This window comes from Moorena producens 3L (assembly GCF_000211815.1).
In the GTDB taxonomy this organism is placed as follows: domain Bacteria; phylum Cyanobacteriota; class Cyanobacteriia; order Cyanobacteriales; family Coleofasciculaceae; genus Moorena; species Moorena producens.
This window is the reverse complement of sequence record NZ_GL890940.1, coordinates 147,746-170,731: the sequence shown is the minus strand read 5'-3', so window position 1 is coordinate 170,731 and position 22,986 is coordinate 147,746. Positions and strand designations below refer to the sequence as shown.

Sequence of the window (22,986 nt, the reverse complement as noted above, 5' to 3'; positions counted from 1 at the left end):
AAAAAAATGAAGATTATTGACTTTCATGTCCACGCAGGAAAATTTGATATTTTGCGAGATGACATTCAAGAACTGTTGACCCGGAGACCGATGGAATCTAATGTCAACGTAGCCGAAGTATTTTCTGAACCAGAAATCCTAGAAAATTATCTAACTACCAATGGTATTAACCGTGCTGTCTTACTAGCGGAATGTGGTCCTGGAACCAATTACACGATTGACAGTAAAATGATTGCCGAATTTGCCAAAAATAAGGATATGTTTATTCCCTTTGGCAGCATCAATCCCAATTACCATGACACGGAAGATGAATTTTGGAAAAGTATCAAATTAGGGATAAAAGGGTTTAAGTTTTATCCAGCAGACCACAGCTTTAATGCTCTCAGAGACGATATGCAATTCGTCTATAAAATGTGTGAATCATTGGGGTTACCCGTAATGTTTCATACAGGTTTAACAGCCCAAAGAGACACAGAACAGAAATTTATTAAACCCCTTGATTTTCAGCCCATAGCAAAAAAATATCCCGATTTATTATTAATATTAGCTCATGGAGGAAAACCCTACTGGTATGACGAAGCTATGACTATGGCTTTGAGTTTTCCTAACGTCTACATAGATACTGCTTTGGTAGACCCCTTGTCTTTACAAGAAGTCTTTCCTGACCTAGAAAAAGTATCTCAAAAAATTATTTTTGGCTCAGACTGGCCGGTAGCTGGTAGTTACTCAGCCTTGCTAGACAAATACAAACAAGCCAATATTCCTGAGTCAATTATGTCTGCTATCTTTTATCAAAATGCAGAAAGGATATTGAAGGATGCTTTCAAAAAACAGGAAGATTCTGTCCCTGAAGCACTTCTAGCTCTGTCCGTCTAGGAAAAAAACTAAAAACAATCAAAAATTTGCTATTAATTTAAGCTGGTAGCTCAGCAATTACTGTCGTAACCACAATTATGAACTAGGAGAATTCAATGTATACAAAATTATACCCAATGACCTATTACTTCTATCCCTTGTTAGAAGATAAATTCACTGATAGCTCTCATCGGGATACTTTTCGGCAAATTTTGAACAGTCCGAAACCAGCAGCAACCGAAAATTTACTTTATCTCCACATTCCCTACTGTCACGATATGTGTCGGTTCTGCCCTTTTCATGTCCGAGTTGATAAGGGAAGCGAAATTTATGATCGCTATACAGAAGTTCTTTGTAAGGAAATGGAACTAGTAGCCAAGCTTCCTTATGTTTCAGATATGTCCTTCAAGGCGGTTTATTTTGGAGGTGGTTCTCCTTCTATATTTTCCGTCAATAACTTACGAAAAATATTTGCTCATCTCTCCAAGTGCTTTCAGATAGAGCCAAATGCTGAAATTTCTTTTGAAGGGGAACCAAAAACTCTTTCAGATCCAGCACGACTCGATTTACTTAAAGAATACAATGTTAAAAGAATTAGCTTTGGTCTCCAAACTTATGACGAAAGAATGCGAGAATTATTTAATATCGCTGCCACCCTCCAAGATGTAGATAATTGTACCAAAAATGCTCGGGAACGAGGGTTTGAAGACATTAATGTCGATATGATGTATGACTTGCCTGGGCAAGACATTACCGCTCTCAACTATGATTTAGCTCATCTCAAAGACCACGACTTCGATAGTCTAGATTACTATAACCTTCACTACTTCGCTTTTCCTAAAAAAATCAAAATGGGTATGAAAGATGGAACAATTCCGTCTAAACCTAGCCAACAAATGCACTTCGCTTTGCAGCAACAAGTGCGAACTACTCTCAAAGAGATGGGCTATTATGATGTTGCTGACCCCATCTTTGCGAAAAAACCTCAAGTCTGTGAATATTTCCGATTGATTTGGGGCGGTGGTAAAGGGGATCATTCCGCCGAGATGATTGCCTTGGGTTCATCAGCAAGAGGCTACGTCAATGGTTATTGCTACATGAATCTTGGTAATACTGAACAGTACCTTAAAACCGTTGAAGCGGGACAACTTCCCTTAGAAAAACTCTCCTTATCCCTACCTACACCAGAAAACCGAGGGGCTGCTTTCTTCGTCAAGTTCTTTGAAATTGATAAAGCTCATGAAAAAGCGATTCAGTCGATTCCCCAAAATGTCTGGGATTTTTGGCGGCAAAATGGGTTAATTTACGAAACTGCCCAAAGCTGGAAATTAAGTGAAGTAGGCAAGCTATGGACAACTAACATGATGCTCGATACCTTTGAACCTCATCAACGGGAAGCTGCCATGACTTCCTTGGGCTTTGTCGAAGACAGACCAGGGGTTCGGACTGGCAGTTTCTAAACCGGAATTTAAAGGAAGTTTGAGATGGAAAAAAGTAAGGTGCGAGTTGGTATTATTCATGCCTATCCCAATACTTATCTAATTAAGAGTCTACAAAAAGTTGGTTGTAAGCTTGTTCTATTCGTCCCCCAGCGACCTGCTTTTGACTGTAGCAATCTAGAGGCAGTGATCGAAGTTCCTCTACATGAACCTTCTGTGGTAGTGGAAAAAGTCGCGGATTACCATCAGCAAAAACCACTCGATGTACTCCTACCAGTTTATGAAGGAGCGACAGCAATTACAGCAAAAGCAGCTGAAGTATTGGGATTACCAGGGGTTAAATTCAGTGGCGCTCAAGCCAGTCGTAATAAATACCTCGCTTATCAAAGGTGGTCTGAACAGGGAATTCCTGTTCCTATTACTGTTCCTATTCGGGATCCTGATCAGGGATGGCAGGACATAGAAACCCATATTGGTTATCCTGCCATGATTAAATTGGCTGACTCTATGAATAGTCAAGGTGTTATTAAAGTAACCTCTAAAGACGACTATCTAGATGGGATACAACATCTTTTAAGGATGTTAGAAAGACCGGTAGATTTGGATTTACAAACTGACCGCAATCGATTAGCCTATGGAACCTCCCAAATCAAAATCATTGCCCAAGAATACTGTCCGGGAACTGAAGTAGCAGTTGATTGTATCGTCACTCAGGGCAAATCTCAGATTTTGGGAATTTTTGAAAAAGCCCCGGCTACAGGTCCCTACTTTGCCGAAAAGATGTCAATTTCTCCCACGTCTCTGAGCAAAGAAGAGGTAGAAAAAGTTAGTCAAATTGCAGCTGATGCTGTTTTGGCTTTAACTGCTGAGCAAAGTAGTGCTGGTCATGTGGAAATTCGGTTTACGAGGGAAGGACCCAAAGTATTAGAAGCTGGTCTCCGTCCGGGTGGTGCTTACACCGTTGCGGCAGTTGAATACCTAACAGGAATCAATCCCTATGTAGAACTTTTAAACGTTTTGCTAGGTAACGAACTCAGTGTTGTTCGCTCTAACGAAAAAGCGATTTTATATGGTGGAATAGTCATTCCTAAAAGTGGAGTTCTGACAAGTGTTCAGGGGTTAGACATATTCGAGAGCATATCAGAGTTATTGGATGTTAAAATCTTGAATCAACCAGGTGAACGAGTTTATTGTCTGCCAGAATCAGCTCAACCCCATTTTGCTTATTACCTAATTGGAGGAGTATCTAGAGAGGAGGTTTTAGACAAGCATCGTCTGATTCAGGAAAGTATTCGTCTTGAAATTTCTGATTTCCTGGCAGAAAATAAAACAATGGAGATGGCGTTGTAAAATGAAAACTGATAGCACAGAATTTACTATCAATGGTCCCAAGGAAGTTCAGTCAGATTTTCTTGAGAATGGGCTGAAAATTATCACATCCCTTGAAACAGCCTATACTCATCCAGAAAATCATCCAGTTTTATCAAGTCCCCTTGAATTAAAGCAGAGATGGCCTCAGCCTCAAAACCTGCCCCAAGATGGTTGTGACCTATCAGATATTGTAGACGAAGCCATTAAAACAATTTTTAGCGGCTACTGTAATGTTAGTCATCCTCAATACTATGGGTACATCTCTCCCAAACCTTTGCCTATCAGTGTGCTGGGAGATCTTTTAGCAGAGGGATTAAACCAAACACCAGGAGCGTGGCGTGCTGGTCCTGCTGCAACTGTGATTGAGGCAGAAACTTTATGTTGGCTCAGTCAGTTTATCGGCTATAAGCAAGATGTTGGTAAAGTTCCTAATGGAATATTCACCAGTGGTGGATCAATGGCTAATGCTAGCGCACTGAAACTTGCCCGCGATACTATTCTAGGTCGGGAGGTACAGGATGATGGTCTAGTAGACAGTAAGTTTAAACCCACTGTTTATATCTCACAAGAGGGTCACTTTTCCATTTGGAAAGCTCTAGATTTTTTAGGACTGGGAAGAACTTGTTTGCGTCGCATCGAAGTTGGAGAAGACGCACGGATCGATCTCAATAAGTTAGAAGAACAAATCCAAAAAGATCGTCAAAAGGGCTATAAACCGATTTGTTTGGTTGGCACCGCTGGAACCAGTGCAACCGCTTCAGTCGATCCTCTTGATTCTCTGGCTCAGGTAGCTAAAGATTATGACATGTGGTTTCATGTTGATGCTGCCGCTGGGGGAGTATTTGCGAATATTCCAGAAACCCGCCAACACTTCCAAGGGATGAATCTAGCTGACTCAGTAACCCTCGATCCTTGTAAGTGGTTATTTGTTCCTTTTGGTATTGGTTGTTTACTCACCAAAAATGGTTTAGAGTTACTAAAAAGCTTTCAAGCAACTAGCCACTATTGGGAAGACCTTTCTGAGCCAGATTTGTTCCAGATGGGATTGCCAGGAACTCGCCAGTGGCGATCTCTAGGGCTTTGGATGGCGTTTAAACATCTCGGTTATAACGGTTATAGCAAGTTGCTGAGAAATCTGCTTTCTGTTGCTTGCCATCTCGCCCAAGCTGTTAAAGAACACAGTAGTTTAGAACTCTTACAGGAACCAACTTTACCGGTCTGCTGTTTTCGCATCGGTAAATCAACTCAATCATTGCCACTGGATACAGTTAATCATCTTGTACAAAAATTAGTAGTAGAAAAAGGCCAGCATTATTTCACAATGCTAGATTGGCAAGAGCAAACATTTTTTCGGGTTTCTCTTAATAATTTTACAAGCAATAAGCATCACGTTAATAGCTTAATATCCGCGATAATGGAACAACTGAATCACTTATAAAATCATCAATAAAAGTAAAAGGTCTAACACCGATGATACCCATTGAAATTAAACGAGCCATGTATGGCTTCATGATGAGTCAGACACTTTTTGTGGGAGATGAACTGGGTATATTTGATTATATCGCTCAAGGAAAAGCTAAGACTATTTCTGAACTAGCAAAATTGGCAGATGTCCATCCTGATGCTCTCAAACGTTTAGTCTTAGGGGCAGTTTCAATTGGTTTGCTTGAATTTAAAGATGGAGAGTATAATATTCCAGAAGATTTGCAACCATTTTTAGCCAAAAATTCTTATCAATACTGTGGGGATGCTTTCTCACATTTTAGAGAAGTATCAGTTCGCACTTTTATCAATTTAAAAGAAGCACTCAAAGAAAATAGACCACAGTGGCAACCAATTTTTAATGATACTCAAGGGGAATCGCCTTTTACGGAATTATATAATGATCCAAAACGTCTTGAAAATTTTTTGGATAGTATGTGGGGCTTAGGTTATGCTCCAGCTCAAGAGCTAGTCCAAAAGTATCCTTTCAATCAACATAATGTTCTAGTCGATGTTGGAGGCGGAAGTGGTTCATTTGCCATTGCAGCCCTAGAAAGTTCCCCTAATCTTAAAGCCATTGTTTTTGATTTACCCAAGGTGCGCCAATATTTGGAAAACAAGGCAACTCAGCATAGAGTATCAGAAAGAATACAGTTTATTTCTGGTGACTTTTTTAAAAATGAATTACCGAAAGGTGATCTTTATGTATTAGGTTATATTCTTTCTGATTGGAATCAACAAGATGGAAATAAAATATTAAATAAAATTTATAATAGCTTGCCTAAAGGGGGGTTATTGATCATTTTAGAAAAGCTTTTTAGTGACGATAAAAATGGACCGCTAGAAACGGCTATGATGAATATTGCTATGCTATTAGAAACTTTTGGTCAACATTATTCTGGTTATGAGTATATCCAATGGCTACAAAAAATAGGCTTTCATGACTGTCAAATAATTCGCTCATATGGCGAAAAACATATGGTAATTGGTATTAAATAATTAAAAAACTAAAAAAATGTTAAAACTCAAAACAATATCATCATTAACGGTATTATTAATTGGCGTTGTTTCCCCACTAATTAATACTGAAAAAGCTAAAGCAGCTAGTTTTTCATCGAATTCATTTAATATTGAAACAATCACTACTGGACTTGCTACTCCCTATGCTGTCGCTATAGATAATGATAATCTAATTGTGACAGTTGATGGTGCATTGATTAAAATTGATCAGTCTGGAAATATTTCGACACTAACATCTTTAGCCCCCGGTGTCCCCTCTGATGCCATTGTCTTTGGTTCCGATTATGTTGTTATAGAACCAGCCGAGCCTCCTGCACCTACTTCTCTATTACGAGTTACACCGACTGGAGAGATTAGCGAAATCACGGAAAATACCAGCGATCCAATAGGATTTGGCGATCCCATTGGTTTAGCTATCCAAAATCAAGATTTAATTATTACTGATTTTAATCGTGTAAATAACGATCCTTTTATTGGCGATGGTCGTTTACTTCGATATTCTAACCAAATGAAAAACTTGTCAGTAATTGCCTCATCAAATCTTGGTGGTGCAGCAGAAGTTTTCGTAGATGGTGAAAATTTCTGGGTCACAGATTTTACGTTTGGACGTTTGTTATTTGTGACTGCCAATGGTGATGTTACAGAAATTGCAACGGAATTGGGACAACCTTTAGATATTGAATTTGATGGTCAATCTTTCTTAATTACTGACTTTGCTAATGGGTTCGATACTCCAGGAAAGGGAAGAATTTTAAGAGTATCCAAAACAGGGCAAGTAGAAACATTATTAAGTGATATTGGTAACCCATCAGGATTGGCTATTGATGGAGACGATCTTCTATTTACTGATATTGTTGATGGGAGAGTAGCAAGAATTGAGGGAATTTTAGCCACACAAAGTGTTCCTGAATCTTCTTCTAATACAACTTTAATTATTTTAGGAGTCATTAGTGGCTATACCCTTTTGAAACGCCAATCAAAAAATAATTAAGTAAGGTAACAGGATGTGGCTCCAACAAGCCACTATATTCCTATAACACATATCTTGCACGTTCTCAACAAGGCCTGGGTGGGCACTGCCCACCCTACTACTACAAAACATAAGGCTGTTCAAGCTATAATCTTTTCAATAATCTTGTGGTACAAGATATGAAAAAAGCAACTTTTTTTTATGCACACAGTTGAACTTGAAAGGCTAAAAGCGAGAAAAGGAGCAAGGAAGCGTTCTGAAATTCCTAATGAAGTTTTATCGGCACTCAATCACGGAAAAATTGAGACCGTCAATCTTGTCGAATGGTTAGCCATTGATATGCCTTTTCTGCTTCGGAATAGTCTTACAGAAATAGGTTGGGAAGAACAAATTGAAAACTTGTATAATCAGAGCTTGAAACTTCAAGACCAAGGCATTACCAAACGACTCAAAGGCATTGGCACAATACTCTTTCATGCTCTAGAAGAAGAAGAAAACCGAACAGAAATTTTTGAAACGTTGGCTAGTCATACTTCTGACATGGTTAGAGCTTGGGCTGCTTTTAGTATAGCCGCTGACCAAACTATCTCGTTACCCGAGAGGTTGGAAATAATGCGTAGGTTCGCCACTGATGGTAGTTTCTCTGTCAGAGAATGCGCTTGGGATGCTCTTCGCTCTTATCTTGTGGATGATTTAGCTTATAGCTTCGAGTTACTAACAGAGTGGGTTAAAGATGAAGACCCCAATATTCGACGCTGTGCGGTAGAAGCTACCCGTCCTCGTGGGGTTTGGTGTAAACATATTCCGACTTTGAAGAAAAACCCCGATCCAGGTTTGACCATATTAGAATTTGTTCGTTCAGACCCCAGTAATTATGTGCAGCGTTCGGTTGGTAACTGGTTGAATGATGCCAGCAAATCTAGTCCAGATTGGGTAATCAATACCTGTTTGCGGTGGCGAAAAGAATCTCCAACCAAGGAAACAAGTTGGATTATTAAACACGCTCTTAGGACTCTCAAAAAGCATAATACTTTATCCCAGAAGCTTCAATTAATAGCAATTAATTAGTCAAATGTGAACCTAATTAGCCAGTTGTAAACCCCTTATTATTAAGTAGGAATAGGTCATGGATTTATTGCTAAAATACATTTATACTTCAGAAGTATTAGACATATTTAACTCTCGTTTGAATCAGATTATTCAAGAGTCATTACAAGAAGAGCTACCAGAACTTGAAACTGACTTAATTGCAAATATTGCTGAACAATAGTCTACACTAATTATCAAGACATTAACTGAATCAATAAATAAAAAATATTTTGTCCCAAAGAGTGGGATGGTAATTGTGATATCATTGATTAAAGGATATTTAAAATCGACGTTTAAAATCAATTTTTTTATGTCTGTAAATAAGGCTTTGTTGGCAACGTTTTTCCTAACTATTAGGTGCCCTTTACCCATTAATAATTAAATTCGCCATGGCTCGCAGCTGAGGTACACAGGATTTTTTCCCTGCTCCCTCTTCCCCTCCTGGGAGGCCTTAGGGGTGGGTTTCTTATCTGTCTTCCCTGTTCCCTAAAACCAAATAATTTGTACCTCACCCAATTTAAAACTGCTAGATCGATAATAAAATAATCACAATTTTATTTATGAAAAATCTAAATTTTAAATCCCATCAAATAGCTCCAATGGCAGCAATTTTTACTGTCTGGCTAACCTATATGGTACATACCAATCAATGGGATTTATTTATCCAAAATTGGTTCATGTCCGTGACCATGATGTTTGCCTCTTTTATCGCTGGTGCTACAGCGGAGGGAGGTGGGGCTGTTGCTTTCCCCATTATGACCCTAATTTTTCAGATTGAACCAGAAGTAGCGCGTAATTTCAGTTTGGCGATTCAAAGTATTGGCATGACCTCAGCCACCTATCTGATTTTGACGAGAAAAATACCCATTCAAAAAAACTATTTATTATTATGTAGTTGGGGAGGAGTTGGCGGAGTTATTTTAGGAAGTTACTATATTGCTCCTCTGATTTCCCCTCCCTATGCCAAAATGTTCTTTGTTTCTCTATGGTTAAGTTTTGGCATAGCTCTTTTTTATTTAAATATGAACAGATCTCGCTCAGTTGTCGAGAAACTTCCACCTCTTTCATCAGGAGAAAGAAAACTTTTTATTTTTTTGGGCTTCCTAGGGGGAATAGTAGTTTCAATTGTGGGAAGTGGAATTGACATTTTAACTTTTTCAGTGGTGACAATTCGATATCGCCTGTCAGAAAAAGTTGCTACTCCTACAAGCGTCTGCCTCATGGCGGGAAATAGTATTGTAGGATTTGTTTGGCATCTTTTCTTTCTTCATGATTTTGGAATTCAAGAATTTCACTACTGGTTAGTTGGCATCCCTGTGGTTATTTTAGGTGCTCCCCTAGGAGCATATTTCATTAGCAATCGCTCTCGAAATTTTATTACTAATGTTCTCTATTTTATTTTGCTAGCTCAATTTATTGGAGCCTTATTAGTTATCCAACCAACTGGTGGTTTGGCTTGGTTTACTCTGAGTATTTTGATTGGTGGATTAATAGTATTCCTTAGTTTAGCTGTATTGGCTAAAAAAAATAGTATTATAGAATGACAAAATAAACTATAATTAAATAGCATAGGGTAGTTTAGGATGGTTACAAAAACACAATCTGGAGCTGCAACTCAAAACCAGGAAGCAAATGCGATCGCAGTATATCTCCAGGAAACAAAGTCTCGACTAGGGTAAGCTTGGCATTTTGTCGTCGATAAACCTCAAGTTTAGTAGTGCGCCAATCCACAATCCAGTATTCACGAACCCCGCGCACTGAATAGAGTTTCAGTTTGACTTCTCGGTCACGACGCTCGTTTTGACTTCCTGGTGATAAAGATTCTATGATCAGGTCTGGCGCTTCGGTTAAATGACCTGCTTGATCAAGCATCTCTGGCAAGCGATTCTTGTCGGAAACCCAGACAGCATCCGGTTCCACAGCATTTTCTTGGTCAAAAACAATACCTGGAACTAGAACAGCTTCACCATAACCCTTATCACTTAAAGACCAGGAATCAACGGCACTATATAGTCTTCCCACCACCTTGTTGTGATTCCAATGGGGGGATCTGGTCACAAGCAGGTCTCCATCAATAACTTCATATCTATGGCCGTCGTCTGTTAACAGATCTAGGTCTGCAGTGGTGAATCGAATCTGATTAATTGTGGTGGTGTCAGCCATGACTTCTTTTCAAGTTCAGTTTGACCCGGTAGGTAGAACAGGTATCTTGGTAAAACTGGCATCAGGCGTAGAACTGGCATCTTGCCAGTTTCCTGAAATAACAAAAATATAGGCAATCTTACCATAAATCGTCACAATTTAAAGGTAACCTAGTTCTAAGATATGGAATAGAGCGTGCTCAGGGTAAGAAAAATGTGCCTCATCAGGGTGATAAAAATATAGTTATCATAATAGTTATTATAATTATCTAGTTATTGCTGGCTTCGTGCTCTGTTAATTATGACCAAATCTGACCAACTTTGACTAAGTTCGGTTCCAGGTTCGTAGCCAAGAACTTTTTATAATGGTTCATAACTCAAGAGGGAAACCAGATTACCCTGGTTATGGGTCATATGCTGAGAGACTTTCAACTGCTGAACTTTGTTGGGTGAGGATTTATGTTAAAAGAGCGTAGACAGCAATTTCGGTTATTGGCTGGAGCCATAGTGTTATTGGTATCAGTGTGCCTGGGAGCAGTATTCTTAGGTGTCACCGTAGCAAATCAACTAGAGGAAAAGGAGGAAAACAAGACTGCTAGCCAAGGGTTAACGGAGTCAACAGGCAAATCCGCTGTAGCACGGCTGGTTTCTCTGCCACCCCAACAACGAGCAACTAACCTAGATGCCTTTGCCTCAGGTCCGAAGTCTCGGGAACAGTATCGCGCCCGTTATCTGTTGGCATCGGATTTAATTCAACAAAATCAGCCAGAACAAGCCCTAAAGCATCTCGAAGGGCTTGAGTCAGATTATCCGGTTTTAGCATCCCACGTTGCCCTCAAACGTGCTCAAGCTTACCAAGCCATGGGGGATAGGGAATCGGCTACAGGAGTTTGGCAAACTATCCTGAAAAAGTACCCCAACCAAGCAGTGGCAGCAGAAGCCCTTTATCATCTAGGCAAATCTAATCCCAAGCACTGGGACGATGCGATCGCAAAATTTCCTAGCCATCCCCGTACTCTAGAAATTGTTCGACAGCGCCTCAAAAACAATCCCAACCAACTCCCATTACTATTAATCTTAGCCAAGCACACTCCTAAAGCCTTAGGAATGCAGGAGATCCGAGACCGGATCGTTGACAAGTACCCTGAGCAACTCACCCCCGAAGACTGGGAAATGATTGGCACTGGTTACTGGGAAACCTGGAAATATGGCAAAGCTGGTAAAGCCTACGCCCAAGCCCCCCGCACTCCCCGCAATCTCTACCGGGCAGGTCGAGGACTTCATTTAGATACCAAAGCCAGCAAAGGCAAAATCTTTTATGAACAGTTAATCAGCGCCTATCCCAATGCTAAAGAAACCGGATTAGCCTTAAGGCGTCTTGCCAGTATCTCTAAGCGAACAGAAGCCTTAGCTTATCTGGATCAAGTCATCCAGAATTATCCCGATGAAGCTCCTCAAGCCTTGCTCGACAAAGCCAAAATCCTAGAAAAGCTCAACAGCAAAGTTTCTGCTGGCCAAGCTCGTAAGTCGGTACTAACCCAATATGGTAGTTCTGATGCTGCAGCTAATTATCGTTGGCAAATGGCTCAAAAAAAAGCAGCAAAGGGCAAGCTACAAGAAGCATGGCAATGGGCGCAACCGATTACCACCAAAAATCCCGATAGTGACATCGCTGCCCAAGCTGGCTTCTGGGTAGGTCGATGGGCAAGTCAGCTGGGGCGTCCTAATGATGCCAAAGCTGCCTTTGAGCATGTAATAGCTCGTTATCCAGAATCCTACTATGCATGGCGGTCGGCCAACTATTTAGGCTGGAATGTAGGGGACTTCACCTCCGTGCGCTACTTAATGCCCAAAGTTGTCAGACCCCAAGCTAGACCATTACTAAAAGACGGTTCTGCAACCCTAAAAGAACTGTACCAACTTGGTCAAGATTACGATGCTTGGGCTCTGTGGCAAGTGGAATTAGGAAATCGTAAGGAACTAAGTGTCTCAGAGCAATTTACTGATGGTTTATTGCGGCTAGGGATTGGGGATAATCTCAAAGGCATTAACCAAGTCTGGAGCCTAAAACGACGAGAGACTCCCCAAGAAAAAGCCGAATGGGCAGCACTGCGTGACGAACCAAAATACTGGCATGCTCTATTTCCCTTCCCTTTCCAAAATTCAATTCTTAACTGGTCTGGTCAACGGCAGCTTAATCCCTTACTAGTAACTGCCTTAATTCGCCAAGAGTCTAGATTTGAACCAGAAATCCGTTCCGTTGCTGGTGCCATGGGTTTAATGCAAGTGATGCCAGGAACAGGTAGTTGGGTTGCCCAAAAAATCCAGTTGAAACAATACAATCTTAAAAATCCTGATGACAACATTAAATTGGGGACATGGTATCTCAGCTTTACCCACCAACAGAACAGTAACAACTCTTTATTAGCCGTTGCCAGTTACAATGCTGGTCCCGGTAATGTCTCCAAATGGGTGAATAGATACGGTTTTAGTGACCCCGACGCCTTTATTGAAAAAATCCCCTTTCGAGAAACCAAAGGTTACGTGAAAACAGTGTTTGGTAATTATTGGAATTATTTGCGACTCTATAATCCTGATATTTCCCGGATGGTAGAAGCTCACGCTGCTAATAAATCCGTAGCATCATCTAATTAATTCTAGGGAGTCGGGAGCGGTGCGACCCGTGGCGAATTTAATTCGACGACTGTAAGCGCACCGAGGGAGTCGGGAGTCGGGAGTGATTGTAAGCTATCAGCTAATGCGCTACGCGCACGCGATCGCGTTCAGCTATCAGCTTAAGCGCTACGCGCACGCGATCGCGTTCAGCCATTAGCCCTAGGCCAAGCTACACCGAACAGCTTTTGAATAAAATAAACTGACGGCTGACTACTGACGGCTGACCGCTGACAGCTAAATGTTTACATCCACAAAACCTGAAACTATGAATACTACTGAAACAATTAAACCCGTTTTGAACAGTTCTTTAATAATGAACTAGTCCCCAAAGCAGCTAATCCTAATAAACCTAAAATTGATGTGGTTTCAGGAACAGGGGCGGGCTGAAGATCAAGACCTTGGCTAGCTGGTTGAAATAGACTGGTTACGTCTATACCATTAGCATCAATTGCCGAGGTAACGGTAACTACTAAGTCAGGCAATCCATCATTCTTAAACCCAGGCAGTACTTGGTCAGTTGTCCCAACTATCTCTAGGATAGAGTCTGGAGAAACTCCAATTGAATCACTACGTTGAAAAAGTGCTGTAGATATCCCCAAGGGTGGGTTTTCTACTGGGCTGAATGTAAACTCTGAAAAGGCAGCTTGATCTGCATCTGTCCTAAATCCTTCTAGAGTAACAAGCTCAGTAGAATCTTGTTGTACAAGAATGTCTAATGATTGTAAATTAGCGGTGAGACCGCTAGTATCTAACACGAAAGAGAAATCAATGGTGTCATCAACATTGACTTGAAGGTCATTGATGGCATCCTTGTCTAATTGTGACCCAGTCGGACTGAATGATACGGAGGCTCCATAAGCTGGAGTAACTGCGATCGCTCCCAGGAGTACTAAAGAAGCACTAATGTCAGTTAATTTCATCAGGATTGACCTAAAAAACTACTATCAATAGTTAATCAAACATTCCTGGATTTGATTTTGAAGAGTCAGTAAAGTTAGCTAAAAGATTAAATGATGAAAGTAAAAACTAATGATGAAAGAAAAAACTTAAGCATTCAGCCGTCAGCTGTCAGCTGTCAGCCTAATGCTTAAAATAAACCTCAGGAGAATTTAAAGGTGCGCTTTCCGCATCTAATTATTAAATTCGCCACGGGTCGCACCTAATAGTTCGAGATGAATCAGAGTTGAAAGTCTGAGGAAAATCCCATCTAACCATATGCCCTACGCACAGGCTAAGCGAACAGTAGTTAGGGGTCAGCCGTTGGCCATAGGCCTTTGGCTGATAGCTGAGGGCTGATAGCTGAGGGCTGATAGCTGAGGGCTGACGGCTGAACGCGATCGCGTGCGCGTAGCGCATATGCTTACGTTTATGCTTCAACCTCCAACAATCCCTGTAAAGCCTCTTTCATCTCATCCTGACTAGTAGTTGCTGTACCAAACTGACGCACCACAATGCTAGCGGCTAAATTACCCAAAACCGCTGCTTCCCAGTAGGAAGCCCCCAGACACAAGCTCAAGGTCAGGGCTGCTACCACCGTATCCCCAGCACCAGTTACATCAAATACATCGGTGCGATTAAACGCTGGGATATGCTCAACCTTACCATCACGAGCAAACAAACTCATCCCCTGTTCACCACGAGTAATCAGAATTTCTTCCCCTTGAGTCAGTGCCAACAAATCTCTACCAGCTCTCAACAAATCCTCAAAACTCTTAATCCCATACCCCACTGCTCGCTCCGCTTCTGGCAGATTAGGAGTAAAAACTCTAGCGCCATGATAACGCTCCAGATTCTTCTGAGTATCTACAATGGTGCGGTCGTGAGACAAAACGGCTTCAATCACTGGTGGTGTAAATACACCATCTCCGTAATCAGAACAAACCACAGCATCCACCTGACCTAAATGCTGTTGTATTTGTGCTGCCAACTCTAACTGCTTATCCCGGTCTGGCAATTCATCCGACTTGCGGTCTATTCGCACAATCTGCTGAGTCACCGACTGACGGGCATGACCAGCAATCCGGCTTTTGGTCACAGTTGGTCGGTCTGGATCAATCACGATCGTACTCGTATCAATCCCCACCTCCTCAAACATCGTCCGCAGCACTTGCCCTTGAGGATCCTTACTCAAAAACCCAGCTACCTTTACCTCTGCTCCCAGCTTAGCGAGATTATAAACAGCATTTGCCCCACCACCAGGAGTTTGACGAGTGGTTTCATGACGTATTATTAATACTGGAGCCTCTCGTGAAATTCGTTCCACTTCACCTGTGAGAAACTCATCAAGAGTTAAATCACCAACCACCAGTACCTTAGATTGCTTAAAACCATCAATTAGCTCAAACAAACGGGGAGCTGAAGCAGCTAGTTGAGTTTTGAAAGACGCAAATTCAATCATATAGCAAAGGGAACAGGGAGTAGGGAGTAGGGAGTAGGGAGTAGGGATAATAAAATTTAATGTACCTGATAACTCTGATAAACGCTAGAGTTTAGTATTAATTAGTTTCTCCTTACTGTTACTTGAAATACCAGCGATCAGGGTGTCGCGTATCAGCTATCAGCTTTTACCGAAACTTTCAATTCTCATTAATCTCGAACTATTAAATGCTCTCGTTTTGCCATTGCGCATTGCGCATTGCCCACGCTAAGCAAATGGCTGAAGGCTGAAGGCTGAAGGCTGACGGCTGAAGGCTGACGGATTAGTTTACCAGAATGTAGTTGGGATTTATCAACAAGTTTTCAAGTAACTACTTAGACATCAATTCTGTTAACTGTGTTAATAAATTTAAAGTTTATCAACCCCTTTTTGTTCCCTATTCCCTATTCCCTACTCCCTACCCCTATTGCTATAGTCTCAACCGTTATCCACAATGGTATTTTATAATTTTTAATTAAATTTTCTGTAAAGCTTCTGTAATGTTGGTCAACTATAATGACCCTTGGTATAGACTTAATTAGATGAGTGAAAAATCAGTAATATCAACAAATAAGAGACAGGTTTAAATTAATGTTTAAGGGACAAAGGATCTGCCAAAAATTAGCAATAATCACTACTGGTGCGGCTTTAAGCCTAGCAGTGATTGAAATTAATCCTGCCCAAGCTATTACTATTACCTATGAGTTTGGAACAGAAGAATTTTCTGGTAAGTTCAGCTATGATGACGCCAATGAAACCCGGAGGAAATTTTTTGCTTCTATACCGGATTTTCCAGTGATCGAGATAAGTTATCCGGTAGATAAGATTGAGTTTTTTTTCGACAATAGAACCTATACCAAGGCCGATTCTACTACAGAGCCTGTGTGGTTAATCTTCGAAGGAGCTGGAGCTGGCCAGCAATTACGTTGGAGTACAGAAGATTTTAGTTTTAGCCCTGCTACTGGTCCGGCTCCGAGTTTTCCAGAGTTTTTTACTGTGTTCGAGATAGATGGAGAATTTGTAGAGACAGCGAGTTTTGGGCTGGTTGAAGATGAACCAGCAAGTGTACCTGAACCTGGGACAGTTATAGGACTTAGTCTTTTAGGTTTAGGCTGGCTCTCAAAGAGAAAGATAGCATCTTCTCCAAGGGTATAAAAAAAACTGGCGTTGCTTAATAATGGAATGATTTTAAGAATAATGGAATGATTTTAAGAGTAGGTGCGCTTTCCAATGGGCGAGTAAATCGCCCTTGGGTCGCACCTGTGGAATGGGCATCTTGGTGGAACTGGCATCTTGCCAGTTTCATGCTTATTTTCGGGCGGGCAGGATGCCCACTCTACTCCTATTAATTATTTTCGGGCGGGCAGGATGCCCACTCTACTCCTATTAATTATTTTCGGGCGGGCAGGATGCCCACTCTACTCCTATTAATTATTTTCGGGCGGGCAGGATGCCCACTCTACTCCTATTAATTATTTTCGGGCGGGCAGGATGCCTACTCTACTCCTATTCATTCCTTGATTCAGCAACGCCAAAAAAAAAACATATGCTGAACGCGATCGCGTGCGCGTAGCGCATTAGCTGATAGCTGATTGCTGTCAGCTGATTCCTTACTTTGATCTTCCTTCTTCCACAAACCCCCTCACTTCTGATAAAACATACAATGGTCTGCCTTTAACTTCTTCATAAATCCGTCCTACATATTCCCCCAAAATACCAATAGATACTAACTGCACTGCTCCCAAAAAGAAAATTGCAATCATAATAGTGGCAAACCCAGTCACAGGAGAATTAGGTTCAAAAATCCGCCAGTAAAGCACTAACCCTGCCATCAATAGCGCTATCGCTGTTGCTAATAATCCCAAATAAGTAGCGATTCGCAATGGCACTTTAGAAAAAGAAACCAGTGCATCTACTGCTAGGGCTAAGGATTTACGAATGGTGTACTTGATATCACCAGCAAAGCGGGGGTCACGTACATAGGAAACAGAGGTTTGCCGCAACCCTACCCAAGAACGCAATCCCCGCACGTAACGGTTCCGTTCTGGCATGGCATTGAGTACATCAACCACCCGTCGATCCATTAAACAAAAGTCCCCCGTATCTATGGGAATCTCGACATTGGCCAGACGGCGCAGTAAGCGATAAAATAGGTAAGCCGGAAAGCGCTTTAACCAACTTTCACGACGTCTCTGGGTGCGCTGAGCATAAACAATTTGATAACCCTGCTGCCATTTTTCGACTAGCACTGGGATGATCTCTGGTGGGTCTTGTAAATCAGCATCTAGGACAATAATCCCTTGACCCCGCACAAAATTTAGACCGGCAGTGACAGCAATTTGATGACCAAAGTTACGGGAAAGACTTAGGTAACATACCCTTGGGTCTTTTTGATGAAGGTCTCGCATCAGCTCTAGAGAGCGATCGCAACTGCCATCATTCACTAGAATTAACTCCGCCTCCCCCAACTGATCCATTACTGTACTGATGCGTCGGTACAGTTCTAAAATACTGTTTTCCTCGTTATATACAGGAATAACCAGGGAATAGGTTGGGTTCATCGTTCTTCAACATTTTTGAATTAAGAATGTAGAATGCAGAATGTAGAATTCTACATTCGCGCATTCTACATTCTGCATTCTGACAGACGACCTTCTAACGCCCTAATTTATTAGGAATTCCCTGACAACCACCGGGGATTGTTTTTCTTGACTTTTCACCGCACCAAGCACAGCAATAGTAGTGCTGCTTTTCATCCATCCGCTGGACACCGGTGAAGTTAACATTTTCGACTACTGCACCGGTGTAAACTCCAGTGCGATAGTCAGGGGGATGGGTACGACTGCGGGGACTGGCAGTTTCTACTGAACCATAAAATAGGCGGACTCCCTTGAGGTCAGCACCAGTGAGGTTGGCTTCATATAAAACAGTGCGGGATAGATTCGCTTGCACTAAGTCACAGAAACTCAGATTCGCTCTGACCATATTAGCTTCACCGAGTTCTGTCCAACGCAAATCTGTACCACTCAGGTCTGATCCAGCTAACATTACATTCAGGTCAATAACTCTTATACCATAAACTCGGTCTTCTTGGTATCCTCCATACCCATCCAACATGGGGCGTCCTAAATGATTATCCCGTCTGAGGGGAGTTAGTAAACGGGCTTGGGACAAAAATCTGAGCACTTTGGCTTTCCCATGGGCATCCACACTACTGAGAATCGCAGCAGTTCTTCCTTCGCAAAATGCCCTCTCTTGGGGCCAATCTTCTAGCAATCCCTGATCATCTAAGGCTAGATCTGAAACTCCCTGAAAGTAAGCATCAATGGTTTGCTGCTGAGTAATCATATTTTGCTGGATGGTCAAGTCTTTGGAAATGACATATTGTCGCCAAGCAATGAATACTGCTAGGACGGCAATCAAAATCTGTCCCAAAGCACCAACCCACTCAGCCCATGACCCAAATTCATCCCATTTAATTTGAACTAACCAATTGCTGATGTTTTGGTAAACACCAAGAAATTTCAGTAAGCCACTTATTGCTGCTACCACTCCGATCGAGGCAATAACTTTGATTCTTTGTGGTGGTGGCAACAAATCAGTAAGCCATTGTTTGAGAACCGGTAAAATCACTGGCAGTGAAACCAGCAACGCCACAATAGCTCCGGATATCCCAATCCAGAGGTTATCAATCACTACCCCAAAAATCATGATAGCGATCGCACTGAGAATAATTAGGCTTAGGGAGCGATTGGCAGGACTAACTGATCCAATAGTTGGTTTATTGGGTAGGTTTGACAACGGCAGGGTAGATAAATGTTGCTCCTCTTGAGTTTGGGGAGGAGATGGTGGTGAATTACCATTGGCTGAGTTCTTGGCGGTACCGTTGTTACTATGTTCAGGCTGATTGGGTGGCACAGGCTCAGGCAAGTTAGTCATGGTATTCCCATCAAAATAAGCTCAAGGTCAAGCAACATTACAAAATAATACAGCTCTTAGACACTCGGATCGTTTTTTAGGTGATTTGCACCTCAACAGATTAGCAAATTTTCAAGTGAAATCCGGTAGACTTGACTTGTGTTAAATTTTATTTTGTACGTTATCTAAATCCAAGCGGGAGCAATAATAATCTGTAACTTTATATAGCGTTACTCATAGTTATCTGGGTTCCCAAGAGCATACTGCATTGCTACTCCCTACTCCCTACTCCCTACTCCCTACTCCCTACTCCCTACTCCCTACTCCCTCCAACCCAGAACTTTGTACCTCACCCGATGGAGAAGTGCTGTACCACAGATGAGCATTCCAGTTTGTATTGAAAGGGTTGGGCATCCGTTCCTGAATCCTAGTCGATTGTACTTGTAGTAACTGTGGCTGAGATTGGGTAAGAGGCACGACAGTCCATTCTTTGTTTTCCCTCAAGGTCTGTGCCAGGTCTTTTGAGTAAGGGAGCACCGCTGCAGTGACTTTATGGCCTAGCACCATATCGAGCAGCTGTTTGTGATCACAGATGACGGGAATGACAATTTGATCAAATCGTGGTGTGCCTTGCCAATAGTCTGGAAAAGCACTCAACTGGATGCCACTAGAACCGAAGGTCTCAACTTGGAATGGTCCAGTCCCAATCGGCTTTATCCCAAAGTGTTTTGTACCATAACAATGGCGCGGTACAATTCCCAAAGTTAAAAGTTGGGGATGAATAGGAGGTTTAGCTACCGGGCCTGGGTCGATTGCTAAGGGATGGGAATCCCTAGGCTCAATGGAATCAATTTCCCTGAGGGGATGGGATTGAGAGGGTAACCTTTGAGAGGCAGACTGTAATGTAAACGCAATGGTTTTTTGATCTACCACTTTTGATATCCCTGATGCTTGTCAAAACCAGTTTGCGCCAGGGTGAGTCAATTTTCCGTAGTACCTGATAAGTGAACTCAACATCAGCAACCGTTAGAGGGGTGCCATCGTGGAAACGTAGGTTGTCATGAAGCTGGAAATAAAGAATTTTAGTGATTTTGTCTACAGTTTCTAGCTTCCACTTGACAGCAAGATCGGGAACCAGCAACCCACGTAAGGAATTAAAACGACATAAACCCCGGAACACCAGACTCAATACATCTGCTGGTCCTAGGTTTGGGTTGAGCAAAGGGTCAAGGGTCTTAATCGGACGAAAATCAGCAATGGTAAGCTCTTGGCGCGATTTGACCCAAATCTTTTTGGTAAAGGTGCTGTTGCTTGGGTTGATATCGGCGAGTTGTTGTTGTGGATCAGCCGTGAAGCGGATCATATGGAAGCCAGCCTTAAACCTAAGTTGATGACGAATGCTGCTGTCTTGCGATCGCTGATTTGGTTGTAAGGTGCCATGGGGACTAAGGTCAGATAGATTATTAATAGTCCACTCAACTTGGAAAGAACCGGAAGGGCTACTTCCTTGATTAATTAGATCTGCTTCTAATGTAATTAAATCCCCTGCTACTGGTAATGGCGGATTTAGGATAATGTCACGCACCAATAAATCAATGGTAGTGGCTTCCCAAGGAAGAGTATTGGTCGTTTGACCATTAATCACAGCAAATAGCACACCAACACCCGTGACTTGGGGCATAATCACACTCAGGCGGGACTCACTCCAACTGATGATTTGGGCTGGCTGACCCTGAAACAAAACTAGAGCATCGGGTGAAGGCACAGAACCGAAATTACCCCCTTCAATCACCACACTACTCCCTGGCGGTGATTTGGCTGGTTTCACTTCAGTCAAAAATGGCAGTTGTCGCCACATCCGAATCCGTGCTTCTCGAAGATCAGTTTTGCGGCTAACTTCGGCGATCATTGCTGGGGTTTGGGTGTAGCGATCTAGGTCATCAACGGAGTAAATTGCGATCGCATTTAGTTGTTTGATCTCAGCATCAGTAATATCTGGTAACGTAGCCAGAGGACGGTTATCTACTGGTCGATCTAGGGGCTTACGTACCCCATGCAACTGACTCTGTAGTACTTGGGTAAAATCCAATTTGAGAACAGTACCACCATTTTCCTTGGGATCAACAACCGTCCGAAACCAAATTTCTCGATCTTGACCACGGCGCACTGTTACTTCCAAATCCAGGTTTAGCTGTTTGATAGCCAAAGACTTACCACGAGCATAGGATTTGAGGGAGAGAGTATCTTCCGCATAGTCAATTTCCGATGCGATCGCATCCACCAATTCTGCCAGCTGCCATTCTTGGTTATCCTCTGTTACTGACTCATCATTACTCATCGATCCGAAGTTCCCTCTTCTGACTTCCCTACTCCCATTAACCCCAAGGGCGAGGTACCTCCAGCTATCAGCCGTCAGCCGTCAGCTAATCAACGGGAGGTAGTAAACAAGCTGGGGGGTGCTGGTACGGCTGGTTGAAAATCCCTGCTCGTTTTACTGATCCGACCCCGTGCAGTTAAAGCGCCTGCTAGCACCTCAAGTAGCACCTCAAGTAGCGCATTAGCACCTCAAGTAGCACCTCAAGTAGCGCATTAGCATTAGGCTGAATGCTTATGTACATGCAATAGTTTACCCTTTACCTTTTCTCTTCAGTAGTGATAGTGATTCGGATACGACCTAATCTACCAACTGGCCGTGTTTCACGAGCTGATGGCATTGTAACTATCACTCTAGTTGACTTTTCTGGTAAAGACTGGGGGTCAGTTTGCAGGCGTAGATGGGCAGGAATTTCAACATCCACATCACTGACCTGTAACTTCAATGGTTCAGCACCCCGATCACTTGTTTCTTCCAATGTGTCAGTGATCTCTCGGAAAATCAATGTGATTAAATCTCCTAGTGTGATGTCAGCCATCAGCAAATCTTGGTGATTAGTAATTGAATTATAATCCTTTTTTATGCTTTGCGCTCTTGTAGAGTCTAGAAACAGAGACTTTATCAACAAACCCAGCGGTAATCAGGCTATACTGTTTCAGTAAGATTTAGTCCAGGTTTTTTTTAATCAACAGTAAAAAAACTATTTCAATACTGCTCTAGCATTTTTAGTTTATATGTAAACCTAGGATTGATATAAAAAGCAATGCAGCGCCTTAATACCGGGGTTTCCCCCAGTCGCACTTTGCATCAAGACTTCTTATCAGGGAACTTCGGATCACGGAAGAGTGTCAAGATATCCGAGGAATTTTTGGTTTTCTGATCAAGGGATGCAGCGATGCCAAAGGGGGTTGCCCCCAGTCGCGCTTTGCATCAAGACACAGGATTGGTTTTCATTATCTATTTAGAGGTTGTCTGAAAAGTCTCATTTGCTACATCCAAGCCCCCGTTGGTCCCCCAATTTTGGGGGACTTCTACCAGCAAATTGATTCTTGTTCCCCCCAGAATTGGGGGGCTAGGGGGGCAAAATTCAGTATCAAAAAACTTGGGAGATATCCTCTTAGAAATGCTATATCTAATTCTTGATATATAGCGCTATTCATATTCATGAGGTACACAGGATTTTTTCTATGTTCCCTATTATGAGTTACCTATTCTGAGATTCCCTATTACCTATT

General features: G+C 42.0%; 20 protein-coding genes. 12 read left to right on the top strand and 8 right to left on the bottom strand.

Annotation, left to right across the window (positions count from 1 at the left end; all coding sequences use genetic code 11):
* Nucleotides 1–6: 6 nt before the first annotated feature.
* The 9 genes from LYNGBM3L_RS20385 (at nucleotide 7) to LYNGBM3L_RS20350 (ending at nucleotide 9,770) form a co-directional block, all read left to right on the top strand.
* Nucleotides 7–876, top strand: coding sequence for an amidohydrolase family protein (locus LYNGBM3L_RS20385; protein WP_008187303.1), 870 nt, complete (start codon nucleotides 7–9; stop codon nucleotides 874–876).
* A gap of 95 nt (nucleotides 877–971) precedes the next feature.
* Entirely contained in the window at nucleotides 972–2,315 is a 1,344-nt protein-coding gene (locus LYNGBM3L_RS20380; protein WP_081431896.1) for a coproporphyrinogen-III oxidase family protein, read from the top strand.
* A 24-nt stretch (nucleotides 2,316–2,339) separates the two neighbouring features.
* Nucleotides 2,340–3,644 carry an ATP-grasp domain-containing protein gene (locus LYNGBM3L_RS20375; protein ID WP_008187301.1) on the top strand — a complete coding sequence of 435 codons (1,305 nt, stop codon included), beginning with the start codon at nucleotides 2,340–2,342 and terminating at the stop codon, nucleotides 3,642–3,644.
* Between the two features lies 1 nt (nucleotide 3,645).
* Entirely contained in the window at nucleotides 3,646–5,103 is a 1,458-nt protein-coding gene (locus LYNGBM3L_RS34130) for a pyridoxal phosphate-dependent decarboxylase family protein (protein WP_008187300.1), read from the top strand.
* A 32-nt stretch (nucleotides 5,104–5,135) separates the two neighbouring features.
* Entirely contained in the window at nucleotides 5,136–6,146 is a 1,011-nt protein-coding gene (locus tag LYNGBM3L_RS20365) for a methyltransferase (protein WP_008187299.1), read from the top strand.
* Between the two features lie 16 nt (nucleotides 6,147–6,162).
* Entirely contained in the window at nucleotides 6,163–7,158 is a 996-nt protein-coding gene (locus LYNGBM3L_RS20360) for an SMP-30/gluconolactonase/LRE family protein (RefSeq protein WP_008187298.1), read from the top strand.
* 180 nt (nucleotides 7,159–7,338) lie between these two features.
* Nucleotides 7,339–8,205, top strand: coding sequence for a DNA alkylation repair protein (locus tag LYNGBM3L_RS20355; RefSeq protein WP_008187297.1), 867 nt, complete (start codon nucleotides 7,339–7,341; stop codon nucleotides 8,203–8,205).
* 58 nt (nucleotides 8,206–8,263) lie between these two features.
* Nucleotides 8,264–8,407, top strand: coding sequence for a hypothetical protein (locus tag LYNGBM3L_RS43995; protein ID WP_008187296.1), 144 nt, complete (start codon nucleotides 8,264–8,266; stop codon nucleotides 8,405–8,407).
* 379 nt (nucleotides 8,408–8,786) lie between these two features.
* Complete coding sequence (locus tag LYNGBM3L_RS20350; protein ID WP_008187293.1) at nucleotides 8,787–9,770, top strand: sulfite exporter TauE/SafE family protein; 984 nt, start codon at nucleotides 8,787–8,789, stop codon at nucleotides 9,768–9,770.
* A gap of 43 nt (nucleotides 9,771–9,813) precedes the next feature.
* On the opposite strand, the gene LYNGBM3L_RS20345 is transcribed toward LYNGBM3L_RS20350, so the two are convergent.
* Nucleotides 9,814–10,389, bottom strand: a complete 576-nt coding sequence (locus tag LYNGBM3L_RS20345; protein WP_008187292.1) for a Uma2 family endonuclease — start codon at nucleotides 10,387–10,389, stop codon at nucleotides 9,814–9,816.
* 437 nt (nucleotides 10,390–10,826) lie between these two features.
* Here LYNGBM3L_RS20345 and LYNGBM3L_RS20340 point away from each other — a divergent pair, with 437 nt between their 5' ends.
* On the top strand, nucleotides 10,827–13,022 hold the full coding sequence (locus LYNGBM3L_RS20340) for a lytic transglycosylase domain-containing protein (protein WP_008187291.1): 2,196 nt from the start codon (nucleotides 10,827–10,829) through the stop codon (nucleotides 13,020–13,022).
* A gap of 305 nt (nucleotides 13,023–13,327) precedes the next feature.
* Here LYNGBM3L_RS20340 and LYNGBM3L_RS20335 read toward each other — a convergent pair whose 3' ends face one another.
* Nucleotides 13,328–13,963 carry a hypothetical protein gene (locus tag LYNGBM3L_RS20335; RefSeq protein ID WP_008187290.1) on the bottom strand — a complete coding sequence of 212 codons (636 nt, stop codon included), beginning with the start codon at nucleotides 13,961–13,963 and terminating at the stop codon, nucleotides 13,328–13,330.
* Between the two features lie 446 nt (nucleotides 13,964–14,409).
* On the bottom strand, nucleotides 14,410–15,441 hold the full coding sequence (locus LYNGBM3L_RS20330; protein ID WP_008187289.1) for a bifunctional heptose 7-phosphate kinase/heptose 1-phosphate adenyltransferase: 1,032 nt from the start codon (nucleotides 15,439–15,441) through the stop codon (nucleotides 14,410–14,412).
* 609 nt (nucleotides 15,442–16,050) lie between these two features.
* On the opposite strand from LYNGBM3L_RS20330, the gene LYNGBM3L_RS20325 reads away from it, so the two are divergent.
* A complete protein-coding gene (locus LYNGBM3L_RS20325; RefSeq protein ID WP_008187287.1) occupies nucleotides 16,051–16,614 on the top strand; it encodes a PEP-CTERM sorting domain-containing protein in 564 nt (187 codons plus the stop codon).
* Between the two features lie 47 nt (nucleotides 16,615–16,661).
* The gene (locus LYNGBM3L_RS43990) at nucleotides 16,662–16,808 is read left to right on the top strand and encodes a hypothetical protein (protein ID WP_154659863.1); all 147 of its coding nucleotides are present in this window, start codon (nucleotides 16,662–16,664) and stop codon (nucleotides 16,806–16,808) included.
* A gap of 261 nt (nucleotides 16,809–17,069) precedes the next feature.
* Here LYNGBM3L_RS43990 and LYNGBM3L_RS20320 read toward each other — a convergent pair whose 3' ends face one another.
* The 5 genes from LYNGBM3L_RS20320 to LYNGBM3L_RS20300 form a co-directional block, all read right to left on the bottom strand.
* Nucleotides 17,070–18,020 carry a glycosyltransferase family 2 protein gene (locus LYNGBM3L_RS20320; RefSeq protein ID WP_008187284.1) on the bottom strand — a complete coding sequence of 317 codons (951 nt, stop codon included), beginning with the start codon at nucleotides 18,018–18,020 and terminating at the stop codon, nucleotides 17,070–17,072.
* Between the two features lie 94 nt (nucleotides 18,021–18,114).
* On the bottom strand, nucleotides 18,115–19,398 hold the full coding sequence (locus tag LYNGBM3L_RS20315; protein ID WP_008187283.1) for a pentapeptide repeat-containing protein: 1,284 nt from the start codon (nucleotides 19,396–19,398) through the stop codon (nucleotides 18,115–18,117).
* 285 nt (nucleotides 19,399–19,683) lie between these two features.
* Nucleotides 19,684–20,310 carry an ABC transporter substrate-binding protein gene (locus LYNGBM3L_RS20310; RefSeq protein WP_044494051.1) on the bottom strand — a complete coding sequence of 209 codons (627 nt, stop codon included), beginning with the start codon at nucleotides 20,308–20,310 and terminating at the stop codon, nucleotides 19,684–19,686.
* Entirely contained in the window at nucleotides 20,225–21,715 is a 1,491-nt protein-coding gene (locus tag LYNGBM3L_RS20305) for an ABC transporter substrate-binding protein (RefSeq protein WP_008187279.1), read from the bottom strand. Before LYNGBM3L_RS20305 ends, LYNGBM3L_RS20310 begins: the two co-directional genes overlap by 86 nt.
* A gap of 295 nt (nucleotides 21,716–22,010) precedes the next feature.
* Nucleotides 22,011–22,289, bottom strand: a complete 279-nt coding sequence (locus tag LYNGBM3L_RS20300) for a hypothetical protein (RefSeq protein ID WP_008187268.1) — start codon at nucleotides 22,287–22,289, stop codon at nucleotides 22,011–22,013.
* Between the last annotated feature and the right edge of the window lie 697 nt (nucleotides 22,290–22,986).

What these genes read in the sequence shown, in the direction of transcription:
- LYNGBM3L_RS20385 (WP_008187303.1), top strand. Translation starts at nt 7, where the DNA reads ATGAAGATTATTGACTTTCATGTCCACGCAGGAAAATTTGATATTTTG.
- LYNGBM3L_RS20380 (WP_081431896.1), top strand. Translation starts at nt 972, where the DNA reads ATGTATACAAAATTATACCCAATGACCTATTACTTCTATCCCTTGTTA.
- LYNGBM3L_RS20375 (WP_008187301.1), top strand. Translation starts at nt 2,340, where the DNA reads ATGGAAAAAAGTAAGGTGCGAGTTGGTATTATTCATGCCTATCCCAAT.
- LYNGBM3L_RS34130 (WP_008187300.1), top strand. Translation starts at nt 3,646, where the DNA reads ATGAAAACTGATAGCACAGAATTTACTATCAATGGTCCCAAGGAAGTT.
- LYNGBM3L_RS20365 (WP_008187299.1), top strand. Translation starts at nt 5,136, where the DNA reads ATGATACCCATTGAAATTAAACGAGCCATGTATGGCTTCATGATGAGT.
- LYNGBM3L_RS20360 (WP_008187298.1), top strand. Translation starts at nt 6,163, where the DNA reads ATGTTAAAACTCAAAACAATATCATCATTAACGGTATTATTAATTGGC.
- LYNGBM3L_RS20355 (WP_008187297.1), top strand. Translation starts at nt 7,339, where the DNA reads ATGCACACAGTTGAACTTGAAAGGCTAAAAGCGAGAAAAGGAGCAAGG.
- LYNGBM3L_RS43995 (WP_008187296.1), top strand. Translation starts at nt 8,264, where the DNA reads ATGGATTTATTGCTAAAATACATTTATACTTCAGAAGTATTAGACATA.
- LYNGBM3L_RS20350 (WP_008187293.1), top strand. Translation starts at nt 8,787, where the DNA reads ATGAAAAATCTAAATTTTAAATCCCATCAAATAGCTCCAATGGCAGCA.
- LYNGBM3L_RS20345 (WP_008187292.1), bottom strand. Translation starts at nt 10,389, where the DNA reads ATGGCTGACACCACCACAATTAATCAGATTCGATTCACCACTGCAGAC.
- LYNGBM3L_RS20340 (WP_008187291.1), top strand. Translation starts at nt 10,827, where the DNA reads ATGTTAAAAGAGCGTAGACAGCAATTTCGGTTATTGGCTGGAGCCATA.
- LYNGBM3L_RS20335 (WP_008187290.1), bottom strand. Translation starts at nt 13,963, where the DNA reads ATGAAATTAACTGACATTAGTGCTTCTTTAGTACTCCTGGGAGCGATC.
- LYNGBM3L_RS20330 (WP_008187289.1), bottom strand. Translation starts at nt 15,441, where the DNA reads ATGATTGAATTTGCGTCTTTCAAAACTCAACTAGCTGCTTCAGCTCCC.
- LYNGBM3L_RS20325 (WP_008187287.1), top strand. Translation starts at nt 16,051, where the DNA reads ATGTTTAAGGGACAAAGGATCTGCCAAAAATTAGCAATAATCACTACT.
- LYNGBM3L_RS43990 (WP_154659863.1), top strand. Translation starts at nt 16,662, where the DNA reads ATGATTTTAAGAGTAGGTGCGCTTTCCAATGGGCGAGTAAATCGCCCT.
- LYNGBM3L_RS20320 (WP_008187284.1), bottom strand. Translation starts at nt 18,020, where the DNA reads ATGAACCCAACCTATTCCCTGGTTATTCCTGTATATAACGAGGAAAAC.
- LYNGBM3L_RS20315 (WP_008187283.1), bottom strand. Translation starts at nt 19,398, where the DNA reads ATGACTAACTTGCCTGAGCCTGTGCCACCCAATCAGCCTGAACATAGT.
- LYNGBM3L_RS20305 (WP_008187279.1), bottom strand. Translation starts at nt 21,715, where the DNA reads ATGAGTAATGATGAGTCAGTAACAGAGGATAACCAAGAATGGCAGCTG.
- LYNGBM3L_RS20300 (WP_008187268.1), bottom strand. Translation starts at nt 22,289, where the DNA reads ATGGCTGACATCACACTAGGAGATTTAATCACATTGATTTTCCGAGAG.